Here is a 12,707-nt window from a genome sequence, read left to right as displayed (position 1 = left end):
TCATGGTATGACTTAAAAAGTCCAAGGTTTTGCTTTATAAATTTAAACTATGTCCCACCTGCGCCTATATAGCTCTGTTACTTGCATAGCCGGCATTTCAAACAAGTTGGTCAAAAACCATATTTCATCTCCGGCTTTGTTTCTAATTTTTATTAAACGTAGGTCATTGCTACTTTACTTTTTGCTTGATAGAGATTGACTATTATGTCCTCCAAAATTTCTTGGTTGTTGTTTTTGAGTAATTTCATTTTCTCTTATAATGTCGTACCTTCTTTTTAAGTGCATTCTTGTAATAAATTTATATTCCTTTTCGTCAAACTCAACGAAAGTTCCTGTTTTTGCAATTCCCCTATCAAATAACAAAATATCCTCTTTTTCAACTTTAGCTTCATTAATCGCTCTTACCAGTACTATAGTACTTCCTAAAATAAATGATAAACTTCCGTAATAGCCTTACCAACAAGAAGGAAGAGGTTATCTTGTTGATAAATGCGAGGTCTGAGCCAGCTTTTAATGGTATGCCAACAGTGCTCAATCGGATTGAGATCTGGTGAGTACGCGGAAAGATAAAGCAAATGGCAGCCCGCACCTTCTATTAACTCTCTTGTCTTAGCAGTTTTATGGAAAGCAGCATTATCCATAACTATAGTTGTACCAGCAGGCAGTTCAGGCAGTAATATCTGCTCCAGCCACGCATTGAATACATCTTTATCGCACCCTCCAGTAAAGGTCATTGGTGCAATGAATTTCTTCTGAATCCACCCATGCTGATTCTCTCTCGTTTTTTACCAGGCATAAATTTTCTCTCCTCGCAGAGCTCTTCCATATTCCCGATATAGCCTATTGTCAACTCCTGTTTCATCTATGTAAACAATGCTAGAACAGTCTATTTTAGCGATTTTTTCGATAAATTTCTGCCTATCTTCATGGCTCCGTTCTCGGTAAAGCGTGGTCTTTTTTTTCTTGTGGTTTTTAGCTGCTTTAGCCTGTACCAAATCGAGTTTATTCCGAATCCAAGGTTTTGTTTCATCTCCATTAGCGTGTGATCTGGGTATTTTTTAACATACTCTGCCAGCATTTTCGGGTCTATTTTTCGTATAAAACCACTCATTTTTGCTGGTTTCAGACTCTCACCAGCAGCTTTCTTTTTCAGCCAGAGATATAACGTTGCTATTCCTATTTCTAATAGTTCCGCAACCTCTTCCTTTGGCTTTCCTTTTTCAACCAAAGATACTGCTTTTTCCCGCAAATCCACACTGTATGCCATTTCTTTCATTCTCTAAAATAGTCATTATACAGTTATCATTTACTTTGGGAAGTACTATAGACCCAGTACTGAAGTGGCAAGAGTAGAACACAAGCGTCTTGTGGCAACACAGCAATTATAGTAGTAAACAATTCGTACTGCTATAGACCAGGTATAAAGTTGCATAAAAGGTACATCTCTCTTATATCAATTGTAGTTTTGATTTAACAGGTTTTTGCACACTCTCTCACAAGCCAGTTTAGTGCTGGATTTTAAGTTGTGCTAACACGCTGCGGCCATTTAAAGAGTCAAGATTTTTAACCTGGCTAGCCAGTATTAAAGAGTTATTTTTTAGGTACTTCTTTACAAGGCTTGCAAGTCTCTTTGGATTATTCAAATAGCTCCATTCTGCTTGTAAAACTTTTATATCACTTTGTACTAAATTAATTTCACTTTTTATTTTTATTAGCTCTCTATTTAACGACTGAACATGTAATTTTACCTTAAATAGTCCTACAATGCTAAGAAAAAACATAACTATTGAGATGATGCAGAAAGTTCTCACGACAACTTCTGTATAGCTCTTAGTTTTGCTGAGCGTGAACGAGGATTTGCACTTACTTCTTCTATACTTGCTTCGATCACTTTTTTATTTAGAAGAGAGAATGTCTTGCAATCAGTAGCACATAAATCTTTAAAAAAAGTTTTGACTATACGATCTTCTAAGGAATGAAAGGTGACGAGAATTAATTTGCCATTCTCACTTAAAATCTCAGATGCAGCTTTAATGCCCTTTTCAAGTTCTCCCAGCTCATCGTTTACCCATATTCTAATTGCCTGAAATGTTCTAGTTGCAGGATCAATTTTGCTTTTTCCACGAAATACCACAGAGCGTACAATATTCGCAAGCTCAAATGTAGTTTTGATAGTTTTTTTCTTTCGTGCATTTACTATTGCTCTTGCAATTTTACGAGAATGATGCTCTCCTCCGTAGTTATATATAGTATTTGCAATTTCTTCTTCACGTAAAGCGTTAACAAACGTTGAAGCGTTTATATAAGAAGAGTTATCCATGCTCATATCAAGTGGACCATCATGCAGAAATGAGAACCCTCTATCTCCGTTATCAAGCTGCATAGATGAAACTCCGATGTCAAAAACCACTCCATCCACTCCGTTTGATGTCATTCCAGCGCGTGACCAGTTATTTTTTCCAGTATCAAGTACTGGGATGACAGGAGATGGCTCAACGCTGCTTAGTATACTTTTAATATTACTAAACTTCTCAATGAATAGTTTTATTCTATCTGGATATCTAACGCTTAAATCATCATAAAACTTAGTTACCGTTTCATCTCTATCAATTGCATATACTTTGCAATCAGCTGACTCCAATATTGCTTTGCTATACCCCCCAGCTCCAAATGTGGCGTCCACGTATATGCCACCATCCTGAGGTGAAAGTTGTGATAGCATCTCTTTTAACAAAACTGGAGTGTGTGTCATAATGCTCCATCAAGAGACTCTGTGCATACAAATAAAAATAGCTTCCCACTAAAACATATGGAAATATATAGGCAATAATATAAAAATACTTGAATATAGTCAATGATATAAAAATATTAAGATTTAATGAGATACTATTATTAATATAATGTTCAAATTTTTCTATTATATAAAAAAAAGTAATGTATATTACTAAATACTAAACAAACTATAGAAAATTATGCAACAAATAACAAAAGTAATATTTTCAAGTTTGATTTGTAACACTTTATTGTGGTATGACCACATGCTTTTTGGCCACTTAATAAACATAATAGGTGGTATGTTTTTTCCATCGGATGATCAACTAACCAGCATATTGAAGGCTTTTGGAGTGTTTGCAGTGGGTTTCTTAATGAGACCAGTCGGCGCTGCTATATTTGGTCACATTGGTGATAAGCATGGCAGAAGAGTTGCCTTATTGCTCTCGATTATATTAATGACTTTATCAACCGTATTAATTGCTTTTGTTCCAGGTTATCAAAGCATTGGAATACTAGCGTCAATACTGGTAGTTTGTTTAAGGTTATTGCAGGGTATATCTCTTGGAGGGGAAGCAGGAAATGCACCATTTTTAATAGAACACGCTCCTAAAAACAAAAAAGGATTTTTTGGCAGCATTGAAGTATTAAGTGCAATTCTTGGTTCAATATTAAGCCTGATAGCGGTACTCATATGCAAAAAAGTATCTGATTTTGAATCTTGGGGGTGGAGATTACCTTTCATTTTCAGTTTAGCAATGGGATTAATTAGCATATATATGAGATATATACTTGATGAAAGCCCAGAGTATAAAAGACAAAAAAATCCGTCTAAATTGCCATTAAAAGAGTTATTAAACAATTACAAAAAGCCTGTTCTAATATCAATAGGTATTGACTTGGTTGAAAATGCGTCTCTCTATATATATTTGGTATTTTTCAATGTGCTTACATCAACAATAAATACTCATTTTAACCATATGGTAGAAATACTAAGTCAAATTGCGCTCGGAGGATTGACAATATTGTGTGCAATACTTTCTGATAAGATAGGAAGAGAAAAAGTTATGAAGTTTGCATTTATAACTTTTGTGATAGTGAGTTATCCAGTTTTTTCAATGATACTAAGTGGTGATAATTTGCTAACCATAATCGCACACATTCTTTTTATAATTCCAATAGCTGCATCGCTTGGTCCTGTCAGTGCATTTATGTGTGAATTATTTCCAACAAAGGTTCGGTACAGCGGATTTGGTTTGTCAAGAAATATAGCTGCTGGATTTTTTGGTGGTCTTGCACCATTTATATGCACAACAATTATCAAGGTTACAGGACAAGAGACTTCAGCTAGTTTTTACATGATTTTCTGTGCATTAATTGGGCTAGTTGCTATATCGCAAATTAAGGGTGAGCTTTCTTCAAAATCACCCAAGGTAAACCAAGTATAGTTGCAGTATAGCAGAGTTTAAAAAAATCTAATTATAAGGCGGGAAGTGCCAATTTTTAGGTGATAATGTGAATATTTCAGCACCATCTTTTGTTACTCCGAGCGTATGTTCAAATTGAGCAGAAAGTGAAAGATCGCGTGTTGTCACTGTCCAATCATCGAGTTTACTGAGCAGAGTCTCATGTTTTCCAGCATTAATCATTGGCTCTATTGTAAAGAACATACCTTCCTTCAAGACGAGATTTTCATCTTGATCATAGAAATGCACTACATTTGGTTGAGCATGAAAGACTTTTCCTATACCATGTCCGCAGTAGCTGCGTACGATAGAATATCCAAAATCTCTAATATATTTCTCTATAGCAAGCCCTATTTCATTTAACTTATTGCCGGGTTTAACTTGTTTAATTGCTTCCATCAATGCATGATAAGTAGCGTCACACAAACGTTTTGCTTTTATTGATGGCTTGCCAACCCAAAACATGCGACTTGTATCACCATGCCAACCATTTAAAATCACCGTGACATCAATATTTAAAATATCTCCATCTTTAAGCGGTTTATCATCGGGAACACCATGGCACACAACTGCATTTTTTGAAGTGCAAATCGATTTTGGATACCCCCTATAGTTTAGTGGTGCTGGAATTGCACCTGCATTGATTATAAATTCATGGCATAGATCATTTAACTCATTAGTTGTCACTCCTACCTTTACGTATGGTGCAATGAAATCAAGAGTTTCAGCAGCAAGCCTGCCAGCTTTGCGCATAAATTCAAAATCTTCTTGTGAGTGTATAGTTATGTTCATATTTTCCATGTTTTATTGTAATTGGTATGCTTACTTGCAAGTACATAAATATAATAACTTTACGTATTATGAAAATAAGCTCTATGGATCCTAGTGTCAAGTCATTTGTATGAAAGGTGGTCAAGCAAGAAGTCTATTTAATAATCTGAACTATACAACTACTATCTCAGGATAATCTGAAGATTTTTTGTGATAGTAATCGATGCTCTTACTCAATGTAAGTATTGTAGATACGATTCTCAAAACCACCTCTCTCTTGTTTTTTAGAGATACGCTTTTTTTCAATTTGTTCTATAGATAGTCCACTTTCTTTGCCTAATGCATGTATAACCTCGAGTAGATCAGCTAATTCTTCAAGTGTTTCATCTGGAGTTTTAGAGTTCCTTTGCTTCTTCTAAAAGTTTATCTTTGAGACGTTCAATGTATTCATCTTTTTCCATCACCCTCTCATAAACAATAATTCCATGGGAACGTATAATTTCAGTTGTATGATCACGAACAAGTTTATTAATTTTGAAACAATGTTTTTTATTCATAATGTTTCCTTTGATAGATATAAGAATTTCATTCAGTAAAATTAAACTGTAACTTTTGATTTAACCCAATGGTACAACTTACTTATTTTACCATCTTGACCGAGCATTCCAGAGTGATTTTTATAAAAAGTGTCAACTATTAACTTGATAGAGCCTATAGCAGCAGAAAATACAGGGTTTTTATCATATTCCCCATCAAGGCCACTGCATGATTCAGGATACCCAATTCGAACTTGTTTATTGAATATATAGCCTGCAATTTCCTTCATGCTTGTGAGTTGACTAGTTCCACCTGTGATCACTACTTTTGCTTCAAGTCTTTCTTGTTTCTACAGACGGTAGCTCTCTATAAATGCTGCTAGAGAAATAGCCTCTAATTTTGACACCGGACTATTTGTAAAACTTGCACTTTTTGCGAATAGCTCTTTAGCAAGACCAGGGGGAACTTTTTTATTATTTCTAGTGTTTTCACTAAAAAATTCAACAGCTTGTGTTTGTATTCTCTTCTCATCAAGCAAATCATCAATGGTAATGTCTTCAATTGCTCCTTTTTGATATAGTACTAAAGCTAATCGGCAATTTTTTAGGAGATAATTTGAACTTTCTGCGTATTGAGAATGACTTATAAGCTCCTTTATACCGTTAGCACCTAATACTTCTACCAAATCATCTATATTTAATATCATTATTGTCAAAAAAGGATTATCTTTCATATTTGCTGTAAGGTTTCCATATTCTAGTACTTCACCTAAATTGTTGACAAGATCTCCATACCTTAACACATCATTTAAATCGTCAACATCTCGTATAATTCTCTTATTGATCATGTTTAATATTATTGCTGTCAAAAAAATGTTATTTTGCATATTTGTTGCAAGGATTCTATCCGTGCGTACTTCACGTAAATCTTCAACATTACGTACAATTCTTTTTTCGATTAGGATTTTTAATAAACCATTATGGTTCATGTTATCAAATCTTTTGATTTGCTCTGGAGTAATATTTGCAATAACATAAAACATGTCAGTCACAGTTATACCTAAACCTTCAAAAATTTTGTCACATAACTTATCATGAATTTCTTCAGTGCTACTTTCTTTTACACTGAGTAAGTGATTCAAGAAGCAACTTATATTTGTATTTTTCACTGCAAGATTGACTATAATGTTAAGCGATTCAAGGCTAATACTATTTAACCTATTTACTTTCTCTCTAGTAGTATCCGTTCAGCGGAGCGGTAAAATAAAAAGTAGACAAGGAGTGCTAAAAACATAATATCGCAAGTAGTATGTGTGGTCTGATCTACTAGCTAGTCTTCTCAAGCACTGTGAAAGCTTTCAAATAGAGATAGAGCAACTAAAAGCAGAGATAAAGAGGTTAGAGATAGAAAACGAAAATTTTAGATCTGAGAATAAGGCGCTAAGAATCGAAAATGCTGAATTAAAGGAAAGACTTGGTTTAAACTCGAAAAATTCATCTCTACCAAGCTCTAGAGACCTCAGTTATGGATTAGAAAATAGATAAAAGTATAACTAAGAAGAGGGAAACAGGGTAAACTCGAGTATTTTAGTAATAATAAGAGGTTACCCATGAAGAAAGATATTACAGAACTGTACTGTTGCGTCGAGGATTTTTGTCGTGCGGTAGATGATAATTTTGCAAATAGGTTCTTATCAAACGGCAAAAAACCAACCAGAGTACCAGAAATAGCGCACTCAGAAATTCTAACCATAATCCTATTATACCATAAATCACCATGTAAAAACTTCAAGGCTTTTTATCTTTGTTATCTTCAGTTATTCTATAGATCAGAGTTTTCAAAGCTGCCTTCATATCACAGATTTATTGCCTTAAAGCCGCGAGTTTTGTGGTATTTAGCATTACTTTTGCAATGGTTTTGTGAACAAGCAAAAATGACCGGGATTTCCTACATAGATTCTACTTCAATAGCAGTATGCCATCGAAAAAGAATCTCAAGAAATAAGGTTTTCAAAGGATTAGCAGAGTTAGGAAAGAATACTTACGGCTGGTTTTTTGGTTTTAAATTACATGTAGTAATCAATGAAATAGGTGAAATTCAAGGTGTTACGCTAACCAGAGGTAACGTCGATGACAGAAAACCTGTACCAACTCTAACCAAAAAACTAACTGGACTTTTGTTTGGAGATAAGGGCTATATAAAGAAAGAGCTCTTTGAGAAACTATTCGATAGAGGTCTAAAACTCGTCACTAAAGTGAAAAAAGGTATGAAAAATGCACTGATTTCGCTGAAAGAGAAGATTTTACTAGGGAAAAGATCGATTGTTGAAACGGTTTTTGGCTGCCTAAAAAACAAATTTGAACTTGAGCACACTCGGCATAGATCCACAGTAAATTTCTTGGTACATATTTTTTCTACCCTCATTTCTTATTCAATGCAATCGAAAAAGCCCTGTATTTCTCAGCTTTACTTCGTTGGTTAATCCATAACTGGGGTTAGAGAGTTGTACAAAATAAAAAAGGACAAGCCAAAGAGCGACAGAAACGTCGGTGGTCAGGTTGGTCATAAAGGAAGTTTTCGCGCCAAAATGGATGCAGATGAGGTGATAAAAGTAAAGTTGTCATCTACTTGTGAATGCGGAGGAGAGATTGCAATATGCAAGGGACCGTACATTCATCAAAAAGTTGATCTTCCGTAAATTAGGCCTTATGTAGTGGAATATCAATGGTCGTTGCCGGAGATGCGGGAAAAGAAGAAGCAGTAAGTTACCAGAAGGTGTTACATCAGATACATTTGGACCAAAAGTTAAGTCAACAATCGCGGCGCTGAGCGGATTTTACAAGAACTCGAAAAGAGAAGTAGCAAATATTATAAAAAATATTTTCAACCTGGACATCAGTGTTGGTAGCGTGTCAAATAGCGAGGCTAGAGTTGCAGAAAAATGTCAAGAAGCGTATGAGCAAATCGAGCAAGAAGTAAGTACAAGTAAGGTTCTACATATTGACGAAACCAGTCACTATAACAAAGGTAAACTCGGTTGGTGTTGGATGTTTGCTAGCAATGAAGCTAGTTTTATAAAATTCAAGAGGAATGAAGGTTTTACAAAATAGTAAGTTCTGCAATCGCAATAGTTTACGACAGGTATGCAGCATACAATTACTTTGCTGATAAAAACAGGCAAATCTGTTGGATCAAGAGATTTTGAAACATAGTTGAAGTCAAAGTTCTGGTTAAGAAATGTTGCTGCTGAGTTGTTTGCACTGAAAAAAGCTCTGTTAAAAAATGAGATAGATGTTTTTAGATGTAATAGTTTAGACTTGATCTGACAGGCGTGAATTAACTGACAGAAGAATTGACAAAGTCAAAACCAAAATCAGCATCCTGTTTAATGCTATCAATATTTTTCTGATAAGCAATATGCATACTATCAAAAAAGGTTTGCATAGGATAGCAATATTTACCTGAATGCGGTCTAGATCTATTGTAAGAATGCACCCAATGGTCTACATCTAACTGAAGTTCTGCCAAAGAGGTGTAAATTTTCTTTCTAAAGATAATATTGATCTTGCATAGTTCTGTGGAACCTTTCACATATGCCATTAGTCTGGGAATGTTCAAAAAAGTGTGTCAAACCGCATTTTTAATTCAACTCAATTTTCAATCTACCAGGAAAGAAAATATCAAGTTGAGATATAGTTAAAGCCCAATTAGGTATAGCCATAATCCAATTTTGCTCTGCCTTTTTTATAGCACAATATACCTGTTTGTACAAGGCATTTGTACTAGTAAATGAGCCCTTAGTTTTAGTGAATTTTCTAATCTGTCTATGCAACCCCTCAATAGGATTGGTGGTATAAATCAGCTTTCTAACTGGCCCAGAATACTTAAAATAACCAGATAAATTTTCCCAATTATTTTGCCACGATTTTATAACCAAAGGATATTTTTCACCCCATTTTTCTTCCAGCTCAAGCAAATAATTCTCAGCGATTTCTTTACTTGAAGCACGATATATTTTCTTCAAATCGTTCATGAAAACTTTCACATCTTTGCTGGATACATATTTCAATGAATTCCTTATCTGATGCACTATACATAGCTGTACTTCTGCTTTAGGAAACACACTATTTATTGCTGCAGGAAAACTTTTTAGACCATCGACGCAGGCAATCAGAATATCCTCTACTCCTCTCTCTTTTAGGTCATTTAATACCCCTAACCAGAAGTTGGCTCCCTCACTTTCGGCTAAATAAAAGCCTAGTAACCTCAGTTATGGATTAGAAAATAGATAAAAGTATAACTAAGAAGAGGGAAACAGGGTAAACTCGAGTATTTTAGTAATAATAAGAGGTTACACATGAAGAAAGATATTACAGAACTGTACTGTTGCGTCGAGGATTTTTGTCGTGCGGTAGATGATAATTTTGCAAATAGGTTCTTATCAAACGGCAAAAAACCAACCAGAGTACCAGAAATAGCGCACTCAGAAATTCTAACCATAATCCTATTATACCATAAATCACCATGTAAAAACTTCAAGGCTTTTTATCTTTGTTATCTTCAGTTATTCTATAGATCAGAGTTTTCAAAGCTGCCTTCATATCACAGATTTATTGCCTTAAAGCCGCGAGTTTTGTGGTATTTAGCATTACTTTTGCAATGGTTTTGTGAACAAGCAAAAATGACCGGGATTTCCTACATAGATTCTACTTCAATAGCAGTATGCCATCGAAAAAGAATCTCAAGAAATAAGGTTTTCAAAGGATTAGCAGAGTTAGGAAAGAATACTTACGGCTGGTTTTTTGGTTTTAAATTACATGTAGTAATCAATGAAATAGGTGAAATTCAAGGTGTTACGCTAACCAGAGGTAACGTCGATGACAGAAAACCTGTACCAACTCTAACCAAAAAACTAACTGGACTTTTGTTTGGAGATAAGGGCTATATAAAGAAAGAGCTCTTTGAGAAACTATTCGATAGAGGTCTAAAACTCGTCACTAAAGTGAAAAAAGGTATGAAAAATGCACTGATTTCGCTGAAAGAGAAGATTTTACTAGGGAAAAGATCGATTGTTGAAACGGTTTTTGGCTGCCTAAAAAACAAATTTGAACTTGAGCACACTCGGCATAGATCCACAGTAAATTTCTTGGTACATATTTTTTCTACCCTCATTTCTTATTCAATGCAATCGAAAAAGCCCTGTATTTCTCAGCTTTACTTCGTTGGTTAATCCATAACTGGGGTTAGTACCTCTTTTCTGCCATTTTGATCTACGCCTAATATATTATACATGCATTTACTTACGCAATGCCCGTCCTCCTTAACTTTGAAAAACATGCCATCCATGAACACTATTGGGTACACAGACTGCAATGGGCGACTACGCCATTCGTTGATTACCGGTAGCAATTTGTCGGTAATACTTGATATCTCTGCCGCCGATATTTTGTGATCATAAATTTCCTCAACGTGTGACGCTATATCTCTATAACTCATACCACTGGCAAATGTGCTCAAGATCTTCGTTTCAAGCTCTGGATGTAAGTTTGTTTGCCTTTTTTTGACTATTTGCGGCTCAAAACTTCCTTCTCTATCCCTTGGCGTCAAAAGTTCAAATGAACCGGCACTTGTCCTTAAAGTCTTTCCATTTCTCCCATTTCTTCGATTATTTTCTTCGCTTTCAGCCAACAAGTGATTTTCTATTTCACCTTCCAAACTTGCCTCCAGCAGCTTTTTTATCAATGGTGTTAATACTCCGTCCCTTCCCGTCAGCGGCCTTCCTTCTCGTATAGACGACAGGATATTTGTTTCTAATTCTTTATAATCTACCAATCCAGTAGTTTTATTTGCTATTCTTTGATTCATATGTGAAACCTCCATTTTTTTTATATCAATTTATTACTTTTTTTTCGGTTTGACACACTTTTTTGAACATTCCCATTAGTCTGTGGAGAACGAGCTTTGGTTCGAGAATGATCAATATTTTCTACCCCCAAATACAGCTGGTAAGCGTGATTTTCCGGTCTGCCACAATACTCTGTACCACGATCCGTCAAAACGCGTAGTAATGATACTTTCTGTTCATCAAAAAACGGTATTACCCTATCATTAAGAAGATCTGCACCTGTGATAGCAGTCCTTTCTGTGTAAAGCTTAGCAAAAGCAACTCTAGAATAGGTATCAACAAAGGTTTGCTGGTAAATTCTTCCAATACCTTTGATATTACCCACATAATATAGTACTTTTCATAATAGTCCAAATAAGGTAAAATAAGGATTTGTAGTAGTGAAGGTAGGTATGCCAGCAGCATATAGTTATGACTTAAGGAAAAAAGCAATGGAAGCTCTAGACGAGGGAGAAAGCAGAGAAACAGTGGCAGCAAGATTTAAAATTGGACGAACTACTTTGTGGGAGTGGCAGCAAAGAAGAAAAGAAACAGGTGACTTTCAATCAAAAAAACTTGGAAATGGAGGTTACAATCACAAAATTACCGACTGGGATGCCTTTGCTAAATTTGCCAGAGAAAACGGAGGAAAGACTCTATTGGAAATGGCTAAACTTTGGAGCAACGTTAGTATCCAAACTATCCACCGAGCCCTGAAAAAAATTGGATTTACACGCAAAAAAAGACCTATGGGTACAAGGAAAGAAGCGAAGAAAAACGTGCTAAATTCTTGAAAATTATAGCAACAAAAGAACCTAAAAACTTAGTGTATATAGATGAGTCTGGCATTGACAACACTGAAGACTACCCCTATGGATATTGTCAGAAGGGACAGCGGTTTTATGCCCTAAAATCTGGGAAGAAAACTCAACGAATCAGTATGATTGCAGCTTTAAGTGAAAGAAAAATAGTTGCTCCATTAACCTTTGAAGGCCACTGTAATATGGATATTTTTAATGGATGGTTTGAGCAATTTTTGATACCGACCTTGGAACCTGGACAAACTGTCATTCTTGACAATGCTACTTTTCATAAGTCTGATAAGATCATTAAGCTTGCTAAAGGGATTGGTGCAGAAATTTTGTATCTGCCACCGTATTCTCCAGATTTTAACAAAATTGAACATCATTGGTTTGCTATAAAAAACAGAGTCAGGAAAAACATTCCTCTATTCAAGTCTTTTCGTCATGCTGTTGATTCTGCCTTTCTATGATCTG

Annotated in this window: 12 protein-coding genes and 7 pseudogenes; 6 read left to right on the top strand and 13 right to left on the bottom strand. The window is 35.3% G+C overall.

From position 1 onward, the window contains the following. Positions 1-174: 174 nt before the first annotated feature. The 5 genes from NBW39_RS01005 to rsmH form a co-directional block, all read right to left on the bottom strand. A complete protein-coding gene (locus tag NBW39_RS01005) occupies positions 175-363 on the bottom strand; it encodes a hypothetical protein (RefSeq protein ID WP_250295353.1) in 189 nt (62 codons plus the stop codon). A gap of 59 nt (positions 364-422) precedes the next feature. After that, a complete protein-coding gene (locus NBW39_RS01000) occupies positions 423-743 on the bottom strand; it encodes a transposase (RefSeq protein WP_370273739.1) in 321 nt (106 codons plus the stop codon). A 143-nt stretch (positions 744-886) separates the two neighbouring features. Further along, on the bottom strand, positions 887-1,276 hold the full coding sequence (locus NBW39_RS00995) for an IS630 transposase-related protein (RefSeq protein ID WP_250295351.1): 390 nt from the start codon (positions 1,274-1,276) through the stop codon (positions 887-889). 229 nt (positions 1,277-1,505) lie between these two features. Next, positions 1,506-1,811, bottom strand: a complete 306-nt coding sequence (ftsL, locus tag NBW39_RS09140) for a cell division protein FtsL (RefSeq protein ID WP_458695378.1) — start codon at positions 1,809-1,811, stop codon at positions 1,506-1,508. Beyond that, positions 1,808-2,752, bottom strand: coding sequence for a 16S rRNA (cytosine(1402)-N(4))-methyltransferase RsmH (gene rsmH / locus NBW39_RS00990; RefSeq protein WP_250295350.1), 945 nt, complete (start codon positions 2,750-2,752; stop codon positions 1,808-1,810). The genes ftsL and rsmH overlap by 4 nt, the downstream gene beginning before the upstream one ends. 220 nt (positions 2,753-2,972) lie before the next feature. On the opposite strand from rsmH, the gene NBW39_RS00985 reads away from it, so the two are divergent. Next, positions 2,973-4,220 carry an MFS transporter gene (locus NBW39_RS00985; protein ID WP_250295349.1) on the top strand — a complete coding sequence of 416 codons (1,248 nt, stop codon included), beginning with the start codon at positions 2,973-2,975 and terminating at the stop codon, positions 4,218-4,220. A 27-nt stretch (positions 4,221-4,247) separates the two neighbouring features. On the opposite strand, the gene map is transcribed toward NBW39_RS00985, so the two are convergent. The 4 genes and pseudogenes from map to NBW39_RS00965 form a co-directional block, all read right to left on the bottom strand. Continuing rightward, a complete protein-coding gene (gene map, locus NBW39_RS00980) occupies positions 4,248-5,030 on the bottom strand; it encodes a type I methionyl aminopeptidase (protein ID WP_250295720.1) in 783 nt (260 codons plus the stop codon). 374 nt (positions 5,031-5,404) lie between these two features. Further along, positions 5,405-5,566 carry a nucleoside triphosphate pyrophosphohydrolase family protein gene (locus NBW39_RS00975; protein ID WP_250295348.1) on the bottom strand — a complete coding sequence of 54 codons (162 nt, stop codon included), beginning with the start codon at positions 5,564-5,566 and terminating at the stop codon, positions 5,405-5,407. A 41-nt stretch (positions 5,567-5,607) separates the two neighbouring features. After that, positions 5,608-5,874 (bottom strand): annotated as a pseudogene (locus NBW39_RS00970) (cell division protein FtsA); the annotation flags it as partial. A gap of 21 nt (positions 5,875-5,895) precedes the next feature. After that, the gene (locus NBW39_RS00965) at positions 5,896-6,687 is read right to left on the bottom strand and encodes a hypothetical protein (RefSeq protein WP_250295347.1); all 792 of its coding nucleotides are present in this window, start codon (positions 6,685-6,687) and stop codon (positions 5,896-5,898) included. Positions 6,688-6,856: 169 nt separating this feature from the next. Here NBW39_RS00965 and NBW39_RS00960 point away from each other — a divergent pair. The 3 genes and pseudogenes from NBW39_RS00960 to NBW39_RS00950 all read left to right on the top strand — a co-directional run. Next, positions 6,857-7,066, top strand: a pseudogene (locus NBW39_RS00960) (IS66 family transposase); the annotation flags it as partial. An 89-nt stretch (positions 7,067-7,155) separates the two neighbouring features. After that, positions 7,156-8,028 (top strand): IS982 family transposase, encoded by an 873-nt coding sequence (locus NBW39_RS00955; RefSeq protein WP_250294632.1) that lies wholly within the window; start codon positions 7,156-7,158, stop codon positions 8,026-8,028. Continuing rightward, a pseudogene (locus NBW39_RS00950) lies at positions 8,029-8,848 on the top strand (IS66 family transposase); the annotation flags it as partial. Positions 8,849-8,882: 34 nt separating this feature from the next. On the opposite strand, the pseudogene NBW39_RS00945 reads toward NBW39_RS00950, so the two are convergent. Together NBW39_RS00945 and NBW39_RS00940 are read right to left on the bottom strand one after the other, a co-directional pair. Then, positions 8,883-9,153 (bottom strand): annotated as a pseudogene (locus NBW39_RS00945) (integrase core domain-containing protein); the annotation flags it as partial. Between the two features lie 33 nt (positions 9,154-9,186). Then, a pseudogene (locus NBW39_RS00940) lies at positions 9,187-9,810 on the bottom strand (IS256 family transposase); the annotation flags it as partial. A 93-nt stretch (positions 9,811-9,903) separates the two neighbouring features. Between NBW39_RS00940 and NBW39_RS00935 the strand changes: the two are divergent. Further along, positions 9,904-10,776 carry an IS982 family transposase gene (locus NBW39_RS00935; RefSeq protein WP_250294632.1) on the top strand — a complete coding sequence of 291 codons (873 nt, stop codon included), beginning with the start codon at positions 9,904-9,906 and terminating at the stop codon, positions 10,774-10,776. 14 nt (positions 10,777-10,790) lie between these two features. Here NBW39_RS00935 and NBW39_RS00930 read toward each other — a convergent pair. Both NBW39_RS00930 and NBW39_RS00925 read right to left on the bottom strand, forming a co-directional pair. Beyond that, positions 10,791-11,411, bottom strand: a pseudogene (locus tag NBW39_RS00930) (IS256 family transposase); the annotation flags it as partial. Between the two features lie 71 nt (positions 11,412-11,482). After that, positions 11,483-11,782, bottom strand: a pseudogene (locus NBW39_RS00925) (DDE-type integrase/transposase/recombinase); the annotation flags it as partial. Positions 11,783-11,843: 61 nt separating this feature from the next. Between NBW39_RS00925 and NBW39_RS00920 the strand changes: the two are divergent. Then, a protein-coding gene (locus NBW39_RS00920; RefSeq protein WP_250294642.1) for an IS630 family transposase occupies positions 11,844-12,703 on the top strand; the annotation gives its coding sequence in 2 pieces (ribosomal slippage) (positions 11,844-12,168 and positions 12,168-12,703; 861 coding nt in all). The last annotated feature ends 4 nt before the right edge of the window (positions 12,704-12,707 follow it).

Source organism: Wolbachia endosymbiont of Oedothorax gibbosus (assembly GCF_936270435.1).
GTDB lineage: Bacteria > Pseudomonadota > Alphaproteobacteria > Rickettsiales > Anaplasmataceae > Wolbachia.
This window is presented reverse-complemented; position numbering and strand designations above follow the sequence as displayed.